The sequence below is a fragment of the Haloferula sargassicola genome, from assembly GCF_040362925.1.
GTDB classification, from domain to species: Bacteria; Verrucomicrobiota; Verrucomicrobiia; order Verrucomicrobiales; family Akkermansiaceae; genus Haloferula; species Haloferula sargassicola.
Genome location: NZ_BAABRI010000002.1, coordinates 39,669 through 62,768 on the forward strand (window position 1 = coordinate 39,669; position 23,100 = coordinate 62,768).

Consider the following 23,100-nt stretch of genomic DNA (forward strand, 5'->3'; position numbering starts at 1 on the left):
CGTGCCGGCGGGGGCCTGCCTGATGGTCCTGATCGATGGCGACTGGTCCGCGCTCCGGTATGGCGCGTGGCTGTGGACGAGCTGCATCACCTTCGCCTTGATTGGGGGATTTCAGGAGGCGCTGAGGGATCCGTGGACGATGCTGATGGCGACGGTGATGCCGGTCGATTCGCAGGAGTTGTACCGGTGGCAGGTCACGGGTTGGGCCAAGCGGGCCCTGCTGGTGGTGTGGGACTGGCTGTGGATCTACGGGTTTCAGGCGAGTGGGTCGGAGCTTCCTCAGATGCTTGGCGGAGCGCTTGTCCAGGGTTTGGTGGCGGGGGCGATCGCGGTGGTGTTGGTGATCGGCCTGCCGTGGCTGCCCTGGAAGGTCATCAGCCTGCTTCCAGTCGGTGGAGGCGTGGCGTTCGTGATCATCGGCGGCTTCAATGACCGTCTGCAACATTGGCTCAAAGATGGGTTTTGGCGGGTGATGGAGCACAGCCCGGCTGCGGTCCTGAGCCGCTGGATGGAGGGCGGGGGCGCAGGTTGGCCCGGGGCGGCCGGCGCGGGGTTGCTCGCGGGATTGGGGATCGCCGGGGCGCTATGGGTCAGTGGCCGTAGGTTTTCGATCCCGACCTTGGATGATCCTGATGAATTCTCGCAGGAAGTGGAGGCACCATCCGAAGGGCTCGTGGAGAAATCGAGGGGTCAGCCGCCCTTTGAGGCGGCACTGAGGGAGTGGGACGGGTCGGCTTTCGCCGCACGCGGGCGGCTGGAGCGGTGCTTTTGCGGTTGGTTGAAACCGGAGCTCCGGAAACACCTCGATTTTGCCATGCCACGGGGCTGGTCGTGGTCGCGGCGATGGCTGGTCGGCGCGGCCTGGTCGGCGGTCGCGGTGGGGTGTTTCGTGATGCGGTGGGAGGAGGCGGCGCTCGTGCTGGCGATCCTCGCCTACGGGCTGGCCGTGCCGCTGCAAGGCGGGGCGTGGGTCGGGCTGTGTTCGGCCCGGGTGGGAACGAGTGCTGCCATCTACTCGGCGATGCTGCCCGTTTCACTACCCCATCTGGCGTGGGCGGTGGTGCTGGCGAACGGCTTCCAAGTGATGTTGGGTGCGCCGGTGATAGGGGCGGCGGCCTGGGTGATGACCGAGGGCGAGGCGGTCGGAAAGCTGTGGACGTTGGGCCTCGTGATCGGGCTTTCTCTTCAGATGGTGTGGGTATTCTTCAAGATCTCATCCTCGACCCGGCCGCTGGTCTGGCACTGGTGGGGGCTGATGTGGCGGGTGGTCCAGGGCTGTGCGAGCGTGTTGCTGATCGTTGCTGCAGGACTGCTGTGGATGAAAGGTGAGCCTGTCGAACTCCGGGCGCTGGGGCTGGGACTGATTCCGGCCTTTTCCGCGTTCCTCCTGGTTCGCTGCCTGGCTCGGATTTCAAACGGCAGGGTGGACCCGATGGGCAACCCGGCGTGAGCCCCTCCTTCTTCCCTTGCGTTCACGGTCGGCATGGCGTTTCCTCCGCCCCGCGATGGCAGAAACCCGTACCGTTGACCTCACGACGCTCGATACCGAGGCGCTTCGCAAGCGCATCGACGAGCTCGGGAGGTACCTTTGACGTCCCGAAGCTCGAACGCGAACTGACCTCCATCGAGGAGGCGATGGGTGCGCCGGATTTCTGGGACAACGCCGACCGCGCCCGCACGATGAACACCAAGGCGGCGGGCCTGAAGAAGAAGGTCGAAACTTTCCAAGGCCTCCAAAGCGGGCTCGAAGACGTGCTGGCCGCGATCGAGCTGGCGAAGGAATTCGATGACCCCGAGTCCGCCGCCGAGGCCTTCGACCAGGCCGGGCAGCTGGAGAAGGACATCGCCGCCTTCGAGCTGGTCACCCTGCTCGACAAGCCGAACGACGGCGCCAACTGCTTCCTTCTCATCCAGGCCGGCGCCGGCGGCACCGAGGCCTGCGACTGGGCCCAGATGCTCCAGCGCATGTATGTCCGCTGGGCGGAAAAGAAGGGCTTCACCTGCGAGACGATCGACTGGGAAGACGGCGACGAGGCCGGCCTGCGTTCCGTTTCCGTGAAGATCACCGGCGAGAACGCCTACGGTTTCCTGAAAAACGAGCGCGGCGTCCACCGGCTGGTCCGGATCTCGCCCTTCGACTCGGCGGGCAAGCGGCACACCTCGTTTGCGTCCGTCGATGCCACCCCGGAGATCAACGACGAGATCAAGATCGAGATCGCCGACAAGGACATCGAGATCACCACCATGCGTTCCGGCGGCAAGGGCGGCCAGAACGTCAACAAGGTGGAAACCGGCGTACTGCTGCGCCACCTGCCCACCGGCATCCTGATCAAGTCGACCGCCGCTCGGACGCAGGGCAACAACAAGGAACTCGCCTTCCAGATCCTCAGGGCCAAGCTGCTCCAGATCGAGGAAGACAAGCGCGCCGCCGCCGCCGAGCAGGCCTACGGCGAAAAGGGCGAGATCGCTTGGGGAAACCAGATCCGCTCCTATGTTTTCCAGCCCTACCAGAAGGTCCTCGACCTCCGCACCGGCGAGGAAAATGGCAACATCCAGGCCGTGATGGATGGCGAGATCGATGCCTTCATCGAGGCCAAGCTCCGCGGCAAGGTCCGCGTGAAGGGGGCGAAGGACGAGGATTGAACCCGCTTTTACCGGACCAGCGTGACCAGCGCGTTGTAGCCGGCGTGCAGGAGGATGGAGGGCCACAGGCTGCCGCAGCGGCGGAACAGCCACGCACTGGCGGCACCGAGCCCGAACACCGGCAACCACGACACCGGCGGGTGATAGAGCGCGAAGTAGGCGGCGCTGCCGAGCATGGCAGCGGCCGGCCGCCACTCGCGGCACAGCGAGCGGAATAGCAGGCCGCGGAAAAAATACTCCTCCACCGGCGGCGCGATCGCAATGGCCATCACGGCGAGCCACGGCCTGGCACCGGGCAGGCTGTCCGCGGCGCGGTCGATCGTTTCCATGTATCCGGCCGTGGCGGGCAGGTGCCGGAGCACGAACAGGTAGCCCCAGGCGATCCCTGCCAGTGCCGGAGCCAGCAGCACCGCCCAGCCGAACGGACGCCAGAGACGTCGATCACTCTGTCTTTCCCAGAACACGATGTCGGAGACGGACACGCCCTTGCCATGAAGGAAGCGCGCCATCACGAGGAAGCCGATGAGGCCGATCACGCCGTAGGAGATCGTCCGCGCCATCCAGCCCACTTCGTCTCCCCCGAACCCCTGGCCGATGGCGGTCGCGGTGCCGACGCATTCCACCAGGATGGCGATCCCGACCATCGCCTGCACCAAGCTCGGCGCGGGCGGCTCGCGCTCCGACCAGGGATCGAACAGATACGGCAGCCGCGCGCGGAAGCCCTGCCACATGGCGGCCGAGGAGAGCAGGCTGAAGACCACGCCCAGCACGGCGATGCTCCATGCACCGCTCATCAAGCCGGCGGCGAAGGCGAAGGTGCCGGCGATCGCGGCCCAGCGGCGCGACGCGGGGATAGGCTCGGCCTCGCCGGAGGGGGAAATGACGCTCACCAGTGTGACCGATTTTTCCGCCAGCGAGGTTCCGAAGAAGATCCAGCCCACGGCGGTGAAGAGCAGCCACGGCCAGTCCGCCGGAAAACGCCAGATGGCGAAGGCGATGAAGGGCACCACCACCACGCTGGCCAGCAGGAACCAGCTCCGCGCCTTCGCCTTGAGCAGCCGCTCGAGATCCTTCGGCCACGTCAGTGCGATCCACAGCGCGGAGCCCTCCGAGGCCAGCGATCGCGGCCCGAGCACGAACAGGAAATAGGTGCCGAATAGCACCGCCACGCCCGCCAGCCCGTTCCACGAGCCGGAGCTGCTGGCGATCATGTGCCGCAGGTTGAAGAGCTGGACGGCGGCGATCGTCATCGGCACCAGGAAGGCCTGCACCACCGCGCCGCGATCGCGCGACAGCCACAGCCACTCCTTTTTCCACCACGGGCGGCGGGTGAAATCGGCGCTGCGGACCGTTTCCCCGGCTCCGGCGCTGGGCTGCACGCCGTCCTTCAGCGACCACGCGACCGAGCCGATGGCCGCCGCCGCCAGGCCGATCCCGAGCACGGTGCCGCCCACCGCGGCGACCGCCGGATGACCCAGAAAAACCGTCCGCAGGGGCGCCGATGGCAGCACCTCGGCCAGCGGCAGGGTGATGCGCAGCAGCTTCGCCAGCAGGCCGGGGCTGGCCAGCAGGAGGATGGGTAGGAAAAGCCCGACGTATCCGAGCCACGATGCCAACCCGAGCACCGCGCCGCGGTTCAGCGGGGAAAGCCGGATCAGCACCGCCGCCTCCAGCGCCTTCGACAGCGCCGAGGCCGCGATGCCGAACACGAAACCGACCGGCAGGCCGACCGCCATGCCCGCCGGATCCCATAGCGACCCGCCCAGCACCATCCAGTAGACCGGCGCGAACCCGTAGATCGGGTTGGCCATGTACGGGGCCAACATTTCCGCCAGGAATCCCGACCACGGCCGGATCGGATGCGTGGCCAGCCATTCCCACATCGGGTGGCGCCGGCGTTGGACATCCAGCTCCATGCCCTCGCCCTGGAAGACCAGCATCAGGAACCACCAGCCGATCATCAGTCCCAGCACCGACCACTGGGCAGGGGAAAAGAAGGCCTTTTCGCCCCAGTTCCGGCCGACCACCTCGTTCTCGGAGCGGAAGCCATCGACGCCTTCCGCCTCGTAGATGGTGCGCAGCCGAGCCGCTTCTTTTTCCTCCGGCCCGCCGACGCCGAGGTTCTCGATCCGCCATTCGGCGGCGTCATCGAGAAAATGGTCCGGCAGGTTGCCGAGGTCGTCTCCCCCCGCCAGGTCGTGCCGGAGCGACGACAAGTAGCGGTCGGGCACCAGCGGCTGGCCTGCCCGCTCGGCATGGATGAGGGCGCTGTTTTCCACGGCGCTGCGGGTCACCAGCCCGAAGCAGCCGTGGATCCCCAGCGAAAACAGGACCATGATCACGCTGGCCAGCCCGCCGAGCACGTCGGAGCCGCCGCGCTTGCGCTGCTGGGTGAGTTCGCGCTGGCGCTTGGCCCGGCCGGCCGAGCGGCGGCGCGCCGCCTTCCACAAGGCGCGCCACACGCGAAAGGGCGGAGTCGGACCCGGCGTACTCATGAGGCGGTGGACTCGCAGAAGACGTCCTCCAACGTCCGGCCGCCGAGGATTTCCCGCAGCCGGCCGGCCAGCACGATCTTGCCGCCGTGGATGATCGCCACGTGCTCGCACAGCCGCTCCACCTGGTCCATGAGGTGGGTCGAGAAAATGACGGCATGCCCGGCGGCGGCCTGCTCGCGCATCAGCTCGAAGAAGCTGCGGGTGGCGGTGACGTCGAGGCCGTTGGTCGGCTCGTCGAGGATCAGGATCGAGGGCTGATGCAGCAGCGCCAGGATCAGCCCGAGCTTCTTTTTCATGCCGCGCGAATACTCTTCGGCGTAGGCGTCGAGGTGGGCGGCCATCTCGAGGCGCTCGACCAGCGGGTCGATCCGCCGCCACATTTCGTCGAGGTCCAGGTCGTGCATCGCCGCGCTCAGCTCGATCACCTCGCGGCCTTTCAGATAGTTGTAAAAGACCGGCTCGTCGGGCACGAAGCCAATCAGGCGCTTGAGCGGCACGCGGTCGTCGAAGGCATCGAGGCCGGCGATGTGGATGCTGCCGGCCTCCGGTTTCAGGATGCCCATCAGGAGGCGGAAAAGCGTCGTCTTGCCGGCGCCGTTCGGGCCGAGCAGGCCGCAGATGCTCGCCGGCGGGATGTCCCAGGTGATGCCGCGCAGTACCGGCTTGTCACCGAACGACTTGACGACCTCCCGGACATCGACGGCGGCGGCGGTTTCGTGATCGGCTCCCATGACGCGCCGCTATCCATGACGGGCATGCCGCGGCGCCGCAAGATCGGGTCTCGGGGTGGGGCCAGGACGGCAGCGTCGGTGGGCGGTGATGAGCCGCCAGTCGACGCCGCCGTTTTCGGAAATCCACAACCCGCCGGTGGCCGAGCCCAGCGCCAGTAGGCCGAGGTCGGGATCGTCCAGCGAAGGGGCTGTTCTTGCCCCCGCTGACAATTCTGCCAGCTAGGGCCTTGACTCGCCGGAGCGTGAGTAATTGGATGTTAGCCTCTTGGGACTTCACGTTTATGCAACGCGGGATCCCGGGAAAAAACCCAAAACCTATGAAAACATCCCAGCAACCTGCTCGCGGCCGCGGCCGCCTTCGTTTCCCCGTGGCCCTGTGGGTCCTCCCCTTCCTCGGTGCCGCGGCACTCGGGGCGGAAAAAACCTACTCCCACTTCCGCTTCGAGCCGACGGGGATCATCGGCGGGGGCACCCAGATCCAGCTCTCCGAGTTCACCTTTTCCCTCGGTGGCACGCTGCTCAACCTGAACGACAACAATGGCAGCGGCACCGAGGTGGTGACCGTGACCGCCGCCAGCGGCACCCAGGACCCGAACGCCGCCGAGGGGCCGGGCAAGGTGCTGGACGGCGACGTGAACACCAAGTGGTTCCACGGCGCCCCGCTGGAGCCGCTCGACTTCACCTTCACCGCGCCTGTCACCATCGATGCCTACAACTGGGCCAGCGCCAACGACAGCGTCGCCTTCGGACGCTCGCCGGTGAGCTGGAATTTCTACGGCAGTGACGACGGCGCCACCTGGACGCTGCTCGATTCGCGGCTGAACGAACCGATCGACAACGCCAACTTCCGCTACCAGGCCGGGTTTGAGATCCCGGAGGAAATCCTGCCGCAGGTGGTGACCTTCGGACTGAATTCCGCGGCGCTCGGCGACTTGCCGGCCATCGCTCCCAACGGCACGAGCTTCGACCTCTATTGGGAAACCCGCTTCGCCGATCAGGTCGATCTTTCACCGGGCCCCGGGGCGGTGGGCCTGACCGGTCCCGCGACGGTCACGCCGCCGGATGACAGCACCACCACCTACGTCCTGACCGCGAGCCAATCGGCTACGGGCGAGACCGCCACCGCCTCGATCCCGGTGCGCACCGTGAGCCAAGGCTCGGTGACCTACCGCTACATCCGCTTCACCGCCAACAAGCTCCGTTCCGGGTCCGGCGCGGGCCTGATCCAGATCTCGGAGTTCGACTTTTTCTCGGCCGGCACCGAGGTGGTGCCGGTGACCGCCACCTCGCCGATCAGCGACACGCCGGAGGCCGAGGGGCTGGACAAGCTCTACGACGGCATCGACGGCGCCGGCAACAAGTGGCTCGACTTCGGCAATGCGCCCTTCATCTACGACTTCGGCGCGGAGGTCACGGTGGACAGCTACGGTTTCACCCTCGGCAATGACGCGCCCGGCCGCGACCCCGTGCAATGGACCCTGGAGGGCAGCAACGACCTTTCGAGCTGGACCCTGATCGACTACGTCGACTTCGACTATCCGCATCCGGTCGAGCGGAACATCTACACCGGCGACATCCCGATCCCGGGAAATCCCTCGCCCGCCGTGCTGTCGTTTTCCGCCAACGCCGCAACCGTCGTGCAGGGCGAGCCGCTGGTGCTCAGCTGGCACACCGGCGCCGCGGATGCGGTTTCGCTCTCGCCGGGCGTCGGCAGCGTCGCGACCAGTGGATCGACGACCGTGACTCCCACGACCGTGGGCACGATGGTCTACACCCTGAACGCGACCTCCGTGGCCAGTGCCAACGTTGGTTCCGCCACGGTGACGGTGGAAGTCATCGCCCCGCCGGCGGTGACCGAGATCAACTACGACGACTTTAGTAGCGTGGGAAGTGAGCTGGAAATCGTGGGCAACGCCTCGATCGAGGAGGATCACCTCCAGATCACCCCGGCCGTCGGCGGCCAGAACGGTGCGGCCTGGTTCCGGCTGCGGAAAAACGTGGCCGGCGGCTTCGAGGCGCGCTTCGGCTTGAACATCACCACCGATACCGCGGACACCGCGGCCGACGGGCTCGCCTTCGTCATCCAGGACCATCCCGATGGCTCCATCGCCCGCAATGCCGGCGCCGCCGAGAACGGCCTCACCCAGCGGGCGCTCAATCTCAAGTTCGAGAGCTACGGCGGCGCCCCCGACGATGGCTCCACCATCGAGATCCTTGCCGGGTCCGAAGTGCTGGCCACGACCTTCGCCTACCAGACCCCGGGGGTGCGCTTGAGGGGACTTCCGGAAAATCCCTACACGCTCGCCACGCCGACCGGCTCGGAACCCTACGACATCCGCATGACCTATGTCCCCGGTGATCTCGACGTGTATTTCGGCGACATCGCGGTGATCCAGAACGTGGACGTCGACCTCGCGGAGATCGGTGCGGTGGACGAGAACGGCACCGCCTACCTCGGCTTCACCGGGCGCACCGGCGGCATCACCCAGCGCAACCGCATCGCCTACTGGCACATGGCCTACGGCGACTTCTCGGAGCCGACCCGTCCCTTCGGCATGGTGACGAGCATGCCGTTCATCGACACGACCGTCGGGGCCATGACCGGCTACGATCTGGTCTGGTGGGCCACGGACGGAAACGAATATGAGGTTTCCTTCTCCGAGGACCTGATCGACTGGACGTCCGTCAACACGGTCCAGGGCACCGACGGCCAGGCCGGCTACCGCATCGCCAACTTCCCCGACGAGGTCCCCGCCGAGTTCTACAGGGTCGAGGAAATCCCGCTGCCCGCGAACTGACGCGGCTTCAGCACTCCCGGCGGCGGCGCTTCCTGCCTTGAGCGCCGCCGCTTTTTCGTGGAATCCTCCGCCATGCGCTGGATCGCCGCCCTCCTCATTCCCGCTGCCTTCGCCAACGATACCGCCATGCACGACGGCGGCGCGGGACCCGAACCGGTCGGCTGGACGAAGAAGACCGAAAGCGTGATCCGCATGGTGCGCGAGGAGGTGGTGGTGGAAATGAACCCCTTCGACTCGGCGGTGAGCTGTCGTTTCGTGTTCGTCAGCGGGAAAAAAGACGCGCCTGCGGTCCAGTTCCTCGGCTTTCCCGACATCACCCGCAGCGACCAGTATGAGGGCGATACGATCGGCCCGCTGCGTGACATGCGGACCTTTGTCGATGGCCGGGAGGTGAAGAGCGAGCTGGTCAGCAAGCGCATGGGCGAGGACGGCCAGTGGATCGACCTGCCGGCCGCCGATCCGCCCTGCGAAACGTGGCACGTGGTGAAGGTCAGCTTTCCCCCCGGCGAGGAGGTCGTGGTCGAGCGCCGCTTCCGCACCGACAATGCCCGCACCGCCGGCGGGCCGGTGTTTTTCGGCTATACCACGGAAACGGGCGGCAACTGGCGCGGCACGATCGGCGAGGGGCGGTTCGTCGTTCACCTCGCCGAGGGCATGGGGGCGGCCCAGTTGGCGCTCGAGCCGACCACCGGCTGGCGACGCAGCGATGACGGCCGCACGCTGACCCTGGTGTGGAAGGACTTCGAGCCGCGCACCGACGATGAGCGACGGTGGTGGTCGGTCGGCTGGATGCCCAGGGAAGGCATCATGACCGATGAGGACAAGCTCCGCGCCGACCTGAAGGCCGTGTTTGCCGATTGAAGGGAGCGGCGTGCCTGCGGCCGCCGGTGGGTGGGGACCGCTTTTCAGGATCGAGGTCGGGCGATCCCGGCAGCGCGCCCCGGCGTCTGATAGGCATCTCACGCCGCCCCAGCACAGGAGCGGCGGGCATCGACGGGGCGGCGGGCATCGACCGGGAGCGGCGGGCATCGACCGGGGCGGCGGGCATCGACCGCCGGGCAGGCTCCCAGAACTTCACCTCCGCTGAGGTCCCGCTTCGAGGCCCTTCGCGCCCGACGCACCCAAGACGAACCCGCGGAAAACGCCCGCCCGTCCGACTTCGAAGTTACCCCTCAAACCGGCGACCTGCCCCTCTCCCGCCCGGCGGTCAATGCCCGCCGCCCCCATCTCAAGCCGCCCCAGCACGGGAACGGCGGGCATCGACCGGGGCGGCGGGCATCGACCGCCGGGCAGGCCCCCAGAACTCCACCTCCCCTGAGGTCTCACTTCGAGTCCCTCCCGGCCCGACGCACCCAAGACGAACCCGCGGAAAACGCACCGCCCGTCCGACCTCGAAGTTACCCCTCGAACCGGCGACCTGCCCCTCTCCCGCCCGGCGGTCAATGCCCGCCGCCCCCATCTCACGCCGCCCCAGCATGGGAGCGGCGGGCATCGACCAGGCGGCGGGCATCGACCAAGAGCGGCGGGCATCGACCGCCGGGCAGGCCCCCAGAACTTCACCTCCCCTGAGGTCTCACTTCGAGTCCCTACCGGCCCGACGCACCCAAGGCGAACCAGCGGAAAACGCCCGCCCGTCCGACCTCGAAGTTACCCCTCGAGCCGGCGACCTGCCTCTCTCCCGCCCGGCGGTCAATGCCCGCCGCCCCCATCTCACGGCACGAACAGCACCTTGCCGTCACGGTCGGGTGCCTCCAGGCGGGCGAGCGCGCGCTTGTAATCGCCCAGCTTGTGCGTCGAGTCGATCGGCACACCGAGCTTGCCCTCGGCCATCAGCCCGGCGAGCAGCGCGTAGGTGCGATGCACCTCCGGCAGGCGCGCGTTTTCCAGCCACTTCGTCACCCAGAAGCCGTGCAGGCTGAGGTCCTTGAAAATGAGCATCCCATTCGGCACCTTGAGCGGCTTGCGACCCATCGCCCCGTAGGTCACGTGGCTGCCGCCGGGTGCCATCAGGTTCATCTGCCGCAGGGCGCTGTCGCCGCCGACGGCGTTCAGCGCCAGCACCGCGCGCTCCTTGCCGAGCACCTCTTTCGCCGCATCCACCGCGTCGCCGTTGTCGAGCAGCACCAGGTCGGCGCCGATCGCCTTCAACTCGTCGAAGAGCTCCTCGCGACGTACGAGGTTCACCGTACGCCAGCCCAGCGACCGGCAGAGCTGGATCACGCAACGGCCGACGCCGGAGTTCGAGGCGTTCTGGACCACCCAGCCGCCGGGCGGCACCGCCACGAAGCCGTGGAGCATGCGGAAAGCGGTCGCCGGGTTGACCTTGAGCATCGCCGCCTGCAGCGGATCGATTCCCTCCGGCAGCTTGAACAACAGGTCGCCATGCACGGTCGTTTCCTCGGTCCAGGAAGCCGCGCGGGTCAGGAAAATCACCCTGTCGCCCGGAGCGAAGCCCTCGTGCCGGCTCTCCACCACCTCGCCGCAGCCCTCGATGCCCGGCGTCGCGGGCAGCTCGGGTTTCACTCCGTAGGTGCCCTCGATGAAGTTCAGGTCGGCGGGGTTGATCGGTGCGGCGAGCAGTTTCACCCGGACCTGCTCCGCGGTCAGAGGGTCGGATTCGTGTTCGACCCATTCCAGCACGTCGGCCGGCGTTCCGCAGGAGGAAAATGCGAGCTTCATGCCCCGTAGGTCGGCCTTTTCCGGTGCTCGGTCAAGGGAGGGAACGACCATGCCTCATCGTGCGCAGCATTCCGCAAAATGCCGGCGGAGGACGGGGTGGCAGAGCCCTTTCCGCCCCTGCAACGCGTCAGGCCCGCCAAGCCGGCGGGTTTTCACTCCTGCAACGCGTCAGGCCCGCCAAGCCAGCGGGTTTTCGCTCCTGCAACGCTGCAGGCCCGCCAAGCCGGCGGGTTTCCGCCCCTGCAACGCGTCAGGCTCGTCAAGCCAGCGGGTTTTCGCTCCTGCAACGCGTCAGGCTCGCCAAGCCGGCGGGTTTTCACTCCTGCAACGCTGCAGGCCCGCCAAGCCGGCGGGTTTTCGCTCCTGCAACGCGTCAGGCCGCCCAACCCGGCGGGTTTTCACTCCTGCAACGCTGCAGGCGCCGCCGGGCAGCCGGAGATCCCCCGGCCTGAGAGCGGAGGGGCGAAAATGGAAGCTTCGCCTGCCACCCGACATCCGCTAGAAACGCGATGGCTCCCGTTTCCCCCCCCTATGAAGAAACTCGCCCTGAATCTTCCTTCCAAGTTCGCGTTCTACCCCACCAAGCTCACCCCGCGCGACGAACTCTTGGCGCTGCTGCGGGACCTGAGGCCCTTGGAAACCGAGCACCCGCTGATCCGCCTCGGCGGGGATGGCGATGGGGGCTACCTGCTCCCCGACGACCTCGATGGCCTCGCCGCCTGCTTCTCGCCCGGCGTGGATGTGAATTCATCCTTCGAGTTCGACTGCGCCGACCGCGGCATGGAGGTCTTCATGGTGGATGCCTCCGTGGAGGGTCCGGCGGCCCGACACGAGCGGTTTCACTTTCAGAAAAAGTTCATCGGCTCGTTCACCGAGGACCCCTACATCTCCATGCAGGACTGGGTGGATTCCACGCCCGTCGCCAAGGACGGCGACCTGTTGCTCCAGATGGACATCGAAGGTTATGAATGGGAGACGCTCTTCAGCATGTCCACCGCGTTGATGAGTCGTTTCCGGATCATCGTCATCGAGCTGCACAAACTCGAGAACCTCTTCTCCGACGCCATTTTCCCCATTCTTTCCCGCTGCCTGCGCAAGCTTCTGCACACCCACGACTGCGTCCACATCCATCCCAATAACATCGCACCCATGGTGCGCTCGCGCGGGCTGGAAATCCCTTGGTACGGCGAGTTTACGTTTTTACGGAAGGACCGGATCAGCCAGCGGAAACCCGCCACTCGTTTTCCTCATCCTCTCGACCGCGACTGCGAGCCGGACGAACCGAGCATGGTGCTGCCGAAGGAGTGGTGGAACTAATGCTATTCAAGCCGCTCGCTTTTCTTGATCGACCCCGCGACCTTGTGCCCCAGGGAAATAAAGGGTAGCTCGACGAAGCGGTAGGTGAGCCGTGAAATGCCGAAGCTGATGGCGGTGACCACCAGATAGAGCCCGATGGCCGACAGGGTGTTGTCCGCGAATTGCGGGAGCTTGCGCAGGCATAGGACGCCGAGGTTCCAGGTGACGATGAAGTGGACGAGATAGATCGAAAACGAGCACTCGCCGATGTGGGCCAACAGCATCAAGCGGGGCAGCTTCTCCGCGGCGATCGCAACCGCTGTGAACATGACTCCGGCAATCAGCGGGGTGATGATCCACCAGCCCTGTTGTTCGTGGATCAGGGCGAGGGCCACCAGCGCCGGCAGCCCCAGGGCGAGCGCGCCGGCAGCGAATCCCCGGCGTTCCCGGAAGTGGAAATAAAGCATGCCGACCATGAAACAGGGGAGCTGGTTGATGATCGAATAGTAGTAGAAGGTGTCGTTGCCCGGCGTTTCCCTCCAACCGAGCGGAGCAAGCAACCACGGCAAGGTGGCCGAGAGCGCCACCGCCCCTCCGGCCACCGCCACCAGCACGGCAGGTCGTTTCCGCGTGGCGAAGAACAGGAAGGGGAAGATCGCGTAAAAAAGGAACTCGCAGCCGATCGACCAGCCCCCGGGAACGACTTGGTTCACGGCGGGCGGCCACAGGCCGTTGGTGAAGGTGAGGTTGGTGAGGAAGCCGGCCGCGGAGTAGTCGGCCGGCTCGGTCCACGGCGTTTTCCCGAACAACCGATGACTGGCGATCGAGTAGGCCGTGTAGCCGACCAGCGCGGCGTAGTAGAGGGGCGCGATGCGGAAAAAACGCTTCACGAAGAACGCTCGATAGTCGCCGCGGCTCAAGCCGGGCAGCCGGTCCATGCTATGGCAAAGCGTGAAGGCCGAAAGCATGAAGAACAGTTGCACGCCATACTGCCCGTAGCGCGACACGCGGGTGATGAGCAGGCTTTCATCCAGGTAGTAGCCGACGTGCACGAAGACCACCAACAGCACGGCCAGCCCGCGGAGTTCGTCGATGTAAGCAAAGCGTTTGGGTGGCGTAGCGACCTTCGCCGAGCCGGTGGTCTCCGGCTCAACCATCTTGGTGTTGCGGATTCCGGCTTCGGCCATGCTCAGGGAAGTCGTTGGGGGCCGGATGCGGGATCGGCGGCGTGAATCCACGAACCACGGACGAAAAATGCCTGCGGCAGGGTGGCCATGACTCCGAACATCAGCGCCAGCAGGCGTTCATCGAAAGGATTCGAGGTGATCGTGAGGCTTAGGAAACAGGCGGCGAACACGAAGGGAAGAAAGGCGATCCAGTAGTCCGGCCCGGGGAGGGCGGCATTGGCCCGGGCCGCGGCCAGCGAGTGGATGATGGTCATGATGAAGAGCGCGACCACCGCCAGCAGGGCGATGATGCCGCCGGAGAACAACGAATAGGTCCAGATGGAGTGGCCGGCAAACCACACATCGACCCCCAGCTGCTCGTCTTTAGGATAAACGAGATAGATTTCCGGCAGATAGGCGGAGTCCCAATAGTAGGAGGCACCGATGCCATTGCCGTAGAGGTAGTGGACGGGATCCGAATCGAGGATTTTGAAAATGGCCGACGCCTCCGCCTCGCGGGTCAGCCAGGAAATGTCGCGGGTGGTGTTGCGCAGGTTCGAGTAGTGAAAAAGCCGTTCGTTCCAGCGTTCGATGATGTGCGGTTGGAGCACCCAGGTTGCCAGTAGGGCGAAGATGCCGAGAGCTCCCATCACGAACAGAGGCGCGAGGCGGCGGGGGACATCGCGCCACTGGAAGGCACCCCATTTCACCCCGAGTAGGAAGCTGAGCCCGGTGGTCGCGCCCGCCGCAGCGATGGGAAGGATGAGCGAGCGGGTGATGGTGACGATGATGCCGACGAAAAGGACGCCGCTGGCCGCGATCGCCGTCCAGTGGAGCCTCGGTCTCAGCAGCACCGAGCAAGCGATGAAGGCAGTCAGCCAGGCAGTGGCGAGGCTGAGCACCTCGGTGCGCACGGTGTCCAGCTCGGCCCCTTTGAAGAGGAAACCTTGGATCATTCGCCAGGCGACGTTGATGCACGCCGCGGCCAGGATCGGCGCGACGATGCGGGCGGGGCGCACGCCGAGACAGCCGGCGAGGTGGACGTTGATCATGCCGGCGAAGCACAGCATCAACGGCAGGATGATCCGCAGCGAGCGGCCGGGATTCACGCCTTGGGCGAAAGCATTGAGCAGCATGTAGGCGAGAAAGGCTCCCCAGAAGGCGAGCATCCACGAGCCGGGACGCACGGTGATCCTGCGCCAACCGAGAAGGACGATGCCGGCCGTGGAGCCCATGGCGGCGGCGAGGAAAACGAGCTGGTCGAGCCCCGCTCCCGCCCCGCCCGCGCGGGCTTCGGCTGCCCGGTAGTCGAGGGAGAACGACAGCATGAAGATCCAGAACAGCACTTCCACCGCGACGCGGATGCCCGTGCGCGGAAAAGACACGGGGTCCTCGCTGTCGTCTAGAATCATGGAGGCGGGTGAGTGGGTGCCGGCGGCATCGCCACCAGGGAAGGAAGGAGCAGCGCGCGCAGTCTAGGGGCCTGGGACTGGAGCGTCAATGGAGGGGAGGGAAAGGAGCGGCGTGCCTTCGGCCGCCGATGGGGGGAGCCGGCTGCCGGGTGGAGTAGGAGCGACCACGGGGGCTTTTCGGCGGCGGGCTTGGGGGGTGGTGCGGGCTCAAATTGAGGAGGCGGAAGGGAGCGGCGTGCCTTCGGCGGCCGTGGGGGAGAGTTGGGCTTTTTGAGGGAGCGGGGGCGAGGGTTGCAGGTTCGATGCGGCGGGCTTGGGGGGGTGGTGTGGGCTCAAATTGAGGAGGCGGAAGGGAGCGGCGTGCCTTCGGTCGCCGTGGGGGAGAGTTGGGCTTTTTGAGGGAGCGGGGGCGAGGGTTGCAGGTTCGATGCGGCGGGCTTGGGGGGTGGTGCGGGCTTGGGAGAAGAGGTGGAGTCGGAGGGTCGGCGGCCGAAGGCACGCCGCTCCTTTCCCTTAGGAGTCCAGCCATTCGGTGAGCCACGGGGCTTCGTGGAGGAACGAATGAGGGCAGGCGTCGCGGTTCTTCCGGAGATAACGGGCGATCTTGGCGAAGTGCTGCGGGCCACGGACCAGCCGGTCGAAGTAGTCCTTTTGCCACAGGTTTCCGTTTCCGCCGACCTGCTGGTGGATCCGCCGGGCACTGGTGCTCTTCCATGCCCGGACCAGGCTCGAAAGGTCGGCCTTTTCCGCGAGGGAGAAAAGCAGGTGGACGTGATTCGGCATGATGACAAAGGCGTGCTGGAGGTAGCGATCGCCATCGAAACGGGTGAAGACGGACCGCAGGCAATCCTGGCAGCGCACCTGGCGGAGGACGCAGCTTCCGTGTCCGGCGTCGAGCCAGCGGTCGAGGGTGGCGGAGAAACGGCGATGATACTCCATTTCCGTGGCCGGATTCCAAGGGCGGGGATGAAACTGAAGCCAGGCGTCCCGCTCCTCGCCGAAGCGCTTGAGGAGATGGGCCGGGAGGGAGTCGGCGAGGCGAAAGGTGAGAAACAGGCAGCTCTGCTCCTGCTGCCAGTGCGGGAGGCGGTTGGCGCAATGATCAAGCTCTCCCCCGCGGCGGAAGAAGTGAAGCGCGCTCCAATCGGGCATGGGGTGAGGATGAGCCTTTTTTCGAGACGAGACGATTCGAAAGGAGCGGCGTGCCTACGGCCGCCGATGGGGTGGAGGCGGCCGTGAAAGGAGCGGGAGCGATCCCCAAAGCTGGCGGAGGCGGACTGGGGGGATGGCGCGGGCGTGAGGTGAGGAGGCGGACTCGGACGATCGGCGGCCGAAGGCGCGCCGCTCCTTTCTGCTGCGAAAGATGAGCCGGTTCCGACGTATAGCGCGGTGTCGTGCGAATCGTTTCCGGTGCCATCCTTTTCCTGCTCACTGCCAGCGCGCTGGCGGTGGAGTCGTGGAAGGACCAGGTGCTGCCGGTTTTTGAAAACTACTGCTACGACTGCCACGGCGATGGCGTGAAAAAGGGCGAGCTGGACCTCGACCGCTTTCCGAACGTGGCCGCGATGCAGGCCAACCGCGATGTCTGGAAGCGCATCCGCCAGAACCTCACGCAGCACCTGATGCCGCCGCCGGATGAATACCAGCCGAGTTCCGACGAGCGGCAGGCGCTGGTCGATTGGATCGATGCCGCCGTGTTCCCGGTCGATCCCGAGCATCCGGATCCCGGCCGGGTGACGCTGCGCCGCCTGAATCGCACCGAATACCAAAACACGCTCCGCGACCTGCTCGGCGTGCCGGTGAAGGTCATGGAGCTGCTGCCGCCGGACGATTCGGGCTACGGCTTCGACAACATCGGCGACGTGCTGACGCTCTCGCCGGCACACCTCGACAAGTATCTCGATGCCGCCCGGATCGGCCTCCAGGCCGCGACGCATCCCGGCGAGATGCCTTTTCCCAGCCGGGAAATGCAGGGCCGCAAGCTGGAGGGCGATGGCCGCGCGGATGAGTCCGGCCGCTTTCTTTTCACCAACGGACGCGTGCGGGCCCGCTTCGCGGAAACGGGCTCTGGGCCGCACCGGCTGGTGATCCGTGCCGGCGGCACCACGGGACCGAAGGGGCCGCCGGTGATCCGCGTGCTGCGCGGGGAAACGACGCTCCGTGAGCTGACCGCCGCCGCTCCGATGGAGCAGCCCGGCGAGCTGGTGCTGGACCTCCGGATCGAGGGCGGAGAGGGCCTCGACTTGCAGCTGGAGTTCATCAATGACTCCTACGACGAAACTGCGCCGCCGGGTGCGCGAGACACCAACTTGCTGATCGAGTCGGTGTCGCTCGTCGGTCCGCTGGACGGGCCGCGCCAGGCGAAGCCGGAGTCGCACCGGCGGATCTTCGTCCAGCGCGCCGGAGAGGAAGGCGACGAGGCTTGGATCACCCGTGTCTACCGCGGTTTCGCGCGGCGGGCCTTCCGGCGTCCGCTGGAAACGGGGGAGGCCGAGCGGTATTGGGAGCTTTATCGGCTCGGCCGCGATCAGGGGCAGGACGTCGAGCAGGCGGCCATCCTCGGACTGGAGGCGATGCTTGTTTCACCGTCCTTCCTTTTCCGCGAGGAACCGCAACCGGAGCCCGACCAGGCCGGCTCGATCCACGCCATCGACGAACACGCGCTGGCCACCCGCCTGTCCTACTTTTTTTGGTCGACCATGCCCGATGAGCACCTGTCGCAGCTGGCCGACGAGGGCAAACTCCGCGGCCAACTCGAGGCCGAGGTCGACCGCCTGATCGACTCGCCCCGCAGCCGCGAGCTGATCCGCAACTTCGGCGGTCAGTGGCTCCAGCTTCGCGACCTCAACCTCGCCCGCCCCTCGAACCGCTTCTACCGCGGCTTCGACCTCGCCCTGCGGGGCGACATGCGGCGCGAAACCGAGCTGCTGCTCGAGCACCTGATCCGCGACAACCGCCCGGTCACCGAGCTGCTCGACGCCGACTACACCTTCGTCAACGAGCGCCTCGCCCGGCATTATGGCATCGGCGGTGTCGAGGGCCGGAAGTTCCGCCGCGTCTCGCTCGAGGGCACCCACCGGCGCGGGCTGCTCGGGCAGGGATCGTTCCACCTGCTCACCTCGCTGCCGATCCGCACCTCGCCGGTCATGCGGGGAAAATACGTGCTCGAAAACCTCCTCGATACCGCCCCGCCGCCCCCGCCGCCGAACGTGCCGCAGCTGGAGTCGCCGCAGGGCGGAAAAAACCATCATCTCAGCCTCCGCGAGCAGATGGTGAAGCACCGCCAGGACCCCGCCTGCTCGGCCTGCCATGCGCTGATGGATCCGATCGGGTTCGGGCTGGAAAACTTCGACGCCGACGGCTCATGGCGGGACCAGGAAAACGGCAAGCCGCTCGATGTCAGCGGCGAGCTCGCGGACGGCCGCACCTTCAACGGTGCCGACGAACTCCGGCAGATCCTCGTTTCCGAGCACCGCGAGGACCTGATGCGCTCGGTGGCCTCGAAGCTGCTCACCTACGCCCTGGGCCGCGGCACCGATTGGTATGACAAGCCCGCGCTCGACCACATTCTCCAGCAAACCGAACAAGCCGGCGGCGGCCTGCGCTCCATGCTCCACGCCGTCGTCGAATCCGTCCCCTTCCAATATCGCCGGGGCGACGGGAACTAGATTGTAGATCGCAGATCGTAGATATTAGATAAAACTCCGCCGCAAAAAATCTTCAATCTTCAATCTTCAATCTTCAATCTTCAATCTTCAATCTACCATCTACTATCTACCATCTACCATCTACCATCTACCATCTTCTCCCATGAACTCGCGCCGACAATTCCTGAAAGGCGTCGCCGCCACGCTGGCGCTGCCTTCGCTCGATGCCTTCGGAGGCTCGCTTCCCGCCGCCGCTGCCCACCCGCGCCGGCTGGCCTTCGTTTACGTGCCGAATGGCGTGAACCTGAGCCGCTGGCTGCCGCCGGGTGAAACCTTGCAGTTCGCCGACTCGCTCGCGCCCTTGGCCGGGATGGAAAAGCACATCTCGTTGCTGCGTCATCTCGATCACGACAAGGCCCGCGCCAATGGCGACGGGGCCGGCGACCACGCGCGGGCGAACGCGACTTTCCTGACCGGCTGCCAGGCGCGGAAAACGGCGGGCGCCGACATCCGGGCCGGCATTTCCGTGGACCAGATCGCCGCCCGCCAGATCGGCCATGAAACGCGGCTGCCCTCGCTGGAGCTGACCACCGATCCCGCGCGGCGCTCCGGCCAGTGCGACTCCGGCTACTCCTGCGCCTATCAGTTCAATCTTTCCTGGCTGGATGAAGACACCCCCGCGCCCGCCGAGCGGGACCCGCGACTGGTTTTCGAGAAACTTTTCGGCTCCGGCAATGCCCGCGAGGACGCCGCCCGCCGGGTGCGGCGCAAGAGCATCCTGGATTTCGTCCGCGGCGATGCCAAACGGCTGCAGAGCCGGCTCGGCCCGACCGATCGCGGCAAGGTGGACGAATACCTGACCTCGGTGCGCTCGCTGGAGAAGCGGATCGAAAACGCCGAGAGGCACCGCCCGGCCAAGCCGCCGATTGAGCGGCCCGACGGCATCCCTGCGAGCTACGCCGAGCACATCCGGTTGCAGTTCGAGCTGATGGCGCTGGCTTTCCAGACCGACTCGACGCGCGTCTCGACCTTCCTGCTCGCCCACGACGGCTCGAACCGGCCCTTTCCCGAGCTGGGCATCGCCAACGGCCACCACGCCATTTCCCACCACCGCAACGATGCCGAGCTGCTCGACCAGATCGCCGTCATCGACCGCTTTTACGCCGAGCAGTTCGCGTGGTTCCTGCAGCGGCTGGAGGAAACGAAGGAGGGCGAGGGAAGTTTGCTCGACCACTCGATGATCGTCTATGGCAGCGGCATCGGCGATGGCAACCGCCACAACCACGATGACCTGCCCCTGCTCCTCGCGGGCGGCGGCGGGGGCTCGCTGAACCCGGGACGGATCGTCCGCGCCGGCGAAGGCACGCCGATGACCAACCTCCACCTCGCACTGCTCGACCGCATGGGCGTCCACGCCGAGCGAGTCGGCGACTCGAACGGCGTCCTCACGGGCATTTGACCCGTGGGGGGCGGCGGGCATCGACCGCCGGGCAGGGCGGGGGCAGTGCACCAGTTCTTCCAGCCGCTCCGAGGTCCCGAAACTTTGCCTTATAACCACTCTGACTCCTCAACCACCCACAGCTCCTCCACCCGCTCCGAAGTTATGAAACCAGGTCGGGGGCGGCGGGCATCGACCGCCGGGCTGGGCGGGGGCAGTGCATCAGTTCTTCCAGCCGCTCCGAGGTCCCGAAACTTTGCCTTATAACCACTCCGACTCCTCAACCACCCCACGCTCCTCCACCCGCTCCGAAGTTATGATACCAGGGCGGGGGGCGGCGGGCATCGACCGCCGGGCTGGGCGAGGGCAGTGCGTCAGTTCTTCCAGCCGCTCCGAGGTCCCGAAACTTTGCCTTATAACCACTCCGACTCCTCAATCACCCCACGCTCCTCCACCCATTCCGAGTTCCAGAAAACCCTGCCTTATAGAAACTCCCACCGACTCCTTGAACCCCCCCGCTCCACCCCCCTGCCCGGCGGTCGATGCCCGCCGCCCCCATTGATGCCCGCCGCCCCCATTGATGCCCGCTCCTCTCTCATGAAACCCATCCTGCTCCTGCTTGCCGGGCTGGCCTTCGCCCGCGCCGCCGAACGGCCGAACATCGTTTTCCTTTTCTCCGACGACCACGCGCTGCAGGCGATCAGCGCCTATGGCTCGAAAATGAACCGCACGCCGCAGATCGACCGTCTGGCGGAGCAGGGCGCGGTGTTTGAGAACTCCTTCTGCGCCAACTCGCTGTGCGGGCCGTCGCGAGCCTGCATCCTGACCGGCAAGCACAGCCACCTCAACGGCTTCCGGCGGAACTCGGACCGCTTCGATGGCGACCAGCCGACCTTTCCGAAAATGCTGCACGCGGCCGGCTACCAGACCGCGATCATCGGCAAGTGGCACCTGGTCAGCCACCCGCAGGGTTTCGACTACTGGGAGGTCCTGCCCGGCCAGGGAAACTACTACAACCCGGACTTCATCCAGATGGACGGCACGAAGAAGCGCTACACCGGCTACTCTCCCGACATCGTGACCGACCGCGCCACGAGCTGGCTGGACGGCCGGGATCCCGACAAGCCCTTCCTGCTGATGTGCCAGTTCAAGGCGCCCCACCGGAACTGGGCGCCGGCCCCGCGTTTCCTGGGAAACGAAGAGCCCGCCCGCGTGGCGAAGCCGGAGACCTTCGATGACAACTACGAGGGACGTAGTGGATTGCTGAAGGAGAACGAGATGTCGATCGTGCGCCACATGCACTGGGCCCACGACATGAAGTTCAAGGGCGGGAACCTGTTTCCCGATACCTTCGTGGACGGGATGGCCAATGGCGAATACCCGCGCATGACGCCGGAGCAGCGGAAGATCTGGGACGACTACTACGAGCCTCGTAACCAGAAGTTCATCGAGGACATGAAGGCGGGCCGGCTCACCGACGAGCAGGTGGCCGATTGGAAATACCAGCGTTTCATCGGCGACTACCTGAAGTGCGTGGCGGCGGTGGACGAGAATGTCGGCCGGGTGCTGGACTACCTCGACTCGCACGGTTTGGCGGAGAACACGATCGTGATCTACGCCTCCGACCAGGGATTCTACCTCGGCGAACACGGCTGGTTCGACAAGCGGTGGATGTTCGAGGAGTCGCTGAAAATGCCCTTCCTGATCCGCTGGCCGGGCGTGGTGAAGCCGGGGACTCGCTCGCAGGCGATGATCCAGAACATCGACTACGCCCCGACCTTTCTCGAGGCGGCGGGCGTCGAGGTGCCGGCCGACATCCAGGGGCGCAGCCTGCTGCCGGTGCTCGAGAACGCGGGCCGCGCGCCGTCGGGTTGGCGGGATGCCATCTACTACGCCTACTATGAGAACGCCGCGGTGCACGAGGTGCCGGTTCACGACGGCATCCGCACCGGACGCGCGAAGCTGATGTATTTCCCGCGAACACGGGAATGGCAGCTTTTCGATCTGGAAAAGGACCCGCACGAGATGCGGAGCGTGCATGCCGACCCGGAATACGCTCCGCTCCTCGCGGGGATGAAGAAGCGCTACTTCGACCTCAGGAAATTCTACCACGTGAACACGGCCACCATTCCCACCACCCGCGGCGACGAGCCGGGCTGGCGCGCGCGCAACCGTCGATTGAACGAGGACGCGAAGAAGGGCCCGTTCGACCTGGCCTTCATCGGCGACTCGATCACCGAGGGCTGGGAAGGCGCGGGCAAGAAGGTGTGGGACGAGCACTACGGCGCGCTCAAGGCGATCAACCTCGGCATCGGCGGCGACCGCACCGAGCACGTGCTGTGGCGGCTGGGCCAGGACCGGCAGATTGACGCGCGGCCGAAGGTCGCCGTGGTGATGATCGGGACCAACAACACCGGCCACCTCATGCAGGACCCGCAGGAGGTCGCGGACGGCGTGGAAAAGATTCTGGAGCTGATCCGTGGTGAGTCGCCGGAGACGAAGATCCTGCTGCTCGGGGTGTTTCCGCGCGGCGCGAAACCGATGGACAAAGGCCGGCTCAACAACGTCGCGATCAACCAGATCATCCGCCGTTTCGCTGATGGCGAAAAGGTCGACTACCTCGACCTCAGCGACGTGTTCCTCGACGAAAAGGGTGGCATTTCGAAGAGGATCATGCCGGACCGGCTGCATCTTTCCTCCAAAGGCTACCGGCTGTGGGCGGAGGCGATCGCGCCGAAGCTCAAGGAGATGGGCCTCTGAAAGACGGGGAAACGTCTTGCCGCGCCGCGGACGGA

The 23,100-nt window shown here is 66.1% G+C and carries 14 protein-coding genes; 8 read left to right on the forward strand and 6 right to left on the reverse strand.

From position 1 onward, the window contains the following. Positions 1-22 precede the first annotated feature (22 nt). The gene (locus ABXH26_RS01730) at positions 23-1,450 is read left to right on the forward strand and encodes a hypothetical protein (protein WP_353565302.1); all 1,428 of its coding nucleotides are present in this window, start codon (positions 23-25) and stop codon (positions 1,448-1,450) included. A 55-nt stretch (positions 1,451-1,505) separates the two neighbouring features. Next, positions 1,506-2,643, forward strand: a protein-coding gene (prfB, locus tag ABXH26_RS01735) for a peptide chain release factor 2 (RefSeq protein WP_353565303.1) whose coding sequence is annotated in 2 segments (ribosomal slippage) — positions 1,506-1,589 and positions 1,591-2,643 — 1,137 coding nt in all. Because the reading frame shifts where the segments join, the coding sequence is not laid out codon by codon here. A gap of 8 nt (positions 2,644-2,651) precedes the next feature. On the opposite strand, the gene ABXH26_RS01740 is transcribed toward prfB, so the two are convergent. Together ABXH26_RS01740 and ABXH26_RS01745 are read right to left on the reverse strand one after the other, a co-directional pair. Next, entirely contained in the window at positions 2,652-5,138 is a 2,487-nt protein-coding gene (locus tag ABXH26_RS01740) for a CPBP family glutamic-type intramembrane protease (RefSeq protein WP_353565304.1), read from the reverse strand. After that, the gene (locus ABXH26_RS01745; RefSeq protein ID WP_353565305.1) at positions 5,135-5,869 is read right to left on the reverse strand and encodes an ABC transporter ATP-binding protein; all 735 of its coding nucleotides are present in this window, start codon (positions 5,867-5,869) and stop codon (positions 5,135-5,137) included. Before ABXH26_RS01745 ends, ABXH26_RS01740 begins: the two co-directional genes overlap by 4 nt. Before the next feature lie 317 nt (positions 5,870-6,186). Between ABXH26_RS01745 and ABXH26_RS01750 the strand changes: the two genes are divergently transcribed. Both ABXH26_RS01750 and ABXH26_RS01755 read left to right on the forward strand, forming a co-directional pair. Continuing rightward, a complete protein-coding gene (locus ABXH26_RS01750) occupies positions 6,187-8,667 on the forward strand; it encodes an L-type lectin family protein (protein WP_353565306.1) in 2,481 nt (826 codons plus the stop codon). 57 nt (positions 8,668-8,724) lie between these two features. Further along, positions 8,725-9,528: a hypothetical protein gene (locus ABXH26_RS01755; RefSeq protein ID WP_353565307.1), complete on the forward strand. Its 804-nt coding sequence runs from the start codon at positions 8,725-8,727 to the stop codon at positions 9,526-9,528. Between the two features lie 849 nt (positions 9,529-10,377). Here ABXH26_RS01755 and ABXH26_RS01760 read toward each other — a convergent pair. Beyond that, complete coding sequence (locus ABXH26_RS01760; RefSeq protein WP_353565308.1) at positions 10,378-11,346, reverse strand: MDR family NADPH-dependent oxidoreductase; 969 nt, start codon at positions 11,344-11,346, stop codon at positions 10,378-10,380. Positions 11,347-11,877: 531 nt separating this feature from the next. Here ABXH26_RS01760 and ABXH26_RS01765 point away from each other — a divergent pair. Next, positions 11,878-12,663: a hypothetical protein gene (locus ABXH26_RS01765; protein WP_353565309.1), complete on the forward strand. Its 786-nt coding sequence runs from the start codon at positions 11,878-11,880 to the stop codon at positions 12,661-12,663. A gap of 2 nt (positions 12,664-12,665) precedes the next feature. Here ABXH26_RS01765 and ABXH26_RS01770 read toward each other — a convergent pair whose 3' ends face one another. From ABXH26_RS01770 to ABXH26_RS01780, 3 genes are all read right to left on the reverse strand, one after another. Then, positions 12,666-13,829, reverse strand: a complete 1,164-nt coding sequence (locus ABXH26_RS01770; RefSeq protein WP_353565310.1) for an acyltransferase family protein — start codon at positions 13,827-13,829, stop codon at positions 12,666-12,668. A 2-nt stretch (positions 13,830-13,831) separates the two neighbouring features. After that, positions 13,832-15,220, reverse strand: coding sequence for a hypothetical protein (locus tag ABXH26_RS01775; protein WP_353565311.1), 1,389 nt, complete (start codon positions 15,218-15,220; stop codon positions 13,832-13,834). Between the two features lie 513 nt (positions 15,221-15,733). Then, the gene (locus ABXH26_RS01780) at positions 15,734-16,372 is read right to left on the reverse strand and encodes a transposase (RefSeq protein ID WP_353565312.1); all 639 of its coding nucleotides are present in this window, start codon (positions 16,370-16,372) and stop codon (positions 15,734-15,736) included. Between the two features lie 242 nt (positions 16,373-16,614). Here ABXH26_RS01780 and ABXH26_RS01785 point away from each other — a divergent pair, with 242 nt between their 5' ends. The 3 genes from ABXH26_RS01785 to ABXH26_RS01795 all read left to right on the forward strand — a co-directional run bounded on the left by ABXH26_RS01785 (position 16,615) and on the right by ABXH26_RS01795 (position 23,065). Next, complete coding sequence (locus ABXH26_RS01785) at positions 16,615-18,888, forward strand: DUF1592 domain-containing protein (protein WP_353565313.1); 2,274 nt, start codon at positions 16,615-16,617, stop codon at positions 18,886-18,888. Positions 18,889-19,030: 142 nt separating this feature from the next. Further along, positions 19,031-20,326, forward strand: a complete 1,296-nt coding sequence (locus tag ABXH26_RS01790) for a DUF1552 domain-containing protein (protein ID WP_353565314.1) — start codon at positions 19,031-19,033, stop codon at positions 20,324-20,326. A gap of 576 nt (positions 20,327-20,902) precedes the next feature. Continuing rightward, positions 20,903-23,065, forward strand: a complete 2,163-nt coding sequence (locus ABXH26_RS01795; RefSeq protein WP_353565315.1) for a sulfatase/phosphatase domain-containing protein — start codon at positions 20,903-20,905, stop codon at positions 23,063-23,065. Positions 23,066-23,100: the final 35 nt, after the last annotated feature.

What these genes read in the sequence shown, in the direction of transcription:
- ABXH26_RS01730 (WP_353565302.1), top strand. Translation starts at nt 23, where the DNA reads ATGGTCCTGATCGATGGCGACTGGTCCGCGCTCCGGTATGGCGCGTGG.
- ABXH26_RS01740 (WP_353565304.1), bottom strand. Translation starts at nt 5,138, where the DNA reads ATGAGTACGCCGGGTCCGACTCCGCCCTTTCGCGTGTGGCGCGCCTTG.
- ABXH26_RS01745 (WP_353565305.1), bottom strand. Translation starts at nt 5,869, where the DNA reads ATGGGAGCCGATCACGAAACCGCCGCCGCCGTCGATGTCCGGGAGGTC.
- ABXH26_RS01750 (WP_353565306.1), top strand. Translation starts at nt 6,187, where the DNA reads ATGAAAACATCCCAGCAACCTGCTCGCGGCCGCGGCCGCCTTCGTTTC.
- ABXH26_RS01760 (WP_353565308.1), bottom strand. Translation starts at nt 11,346, where the DNA reads ATGAAGCTCGCATTTTCCTCCTGCGGAACGCCGGCCGACGTGCTGGAA.
- ABXH26_RS01765 (WP_353565309.1), top strand. Translation starts at nt 11,878, where the DNA reads ATGAAGAAACTCGCCCTGAATCTTCCTTCCAAGTTCGCGTTCTACCCC.
- ABXH26_RS01770 (WP_353565310.1), bottom strand. Translation starts at nt 13,829, where the DNA reads ATGGCCGAAGCCGGAATCCGCAACACCAAGATGGTTGAGCCGGAGACC.
- ABXH26_RS01775 (WP_353565311.1), bottom strand. Translation starts at nt 15,220, where the DNA reads ATGATTCTAGACGACAGCGAGGACCCCGTGTCTTTTCCGCGCACGGGC.
- ABXH26_RS01780 (WP_353565312.1), bottom strand. Translation starts at nt 16,372, where the DNA reads ATGCCCGATTGGAGCGCGCTTCACTTCTTCCGCCGCGGGGGAGAGCTT.
- ABXH26_RS01790 (WP_353565314.1), top strand. Translation starts at nt 19,031, where the DNA reads ATGAACTCGCGCCGACAATTCCTGAAAGGCGTCGCCGCCACGCTGGCG.
- ABXH26_RS01795 (WP_353565315.1), top strand. Translation starts at nt 20,903, where the DNA reads ATGAAACCCATCCTGCTCCTGCTTGCCGGGCTGGCCTTCGCCCGCGCC.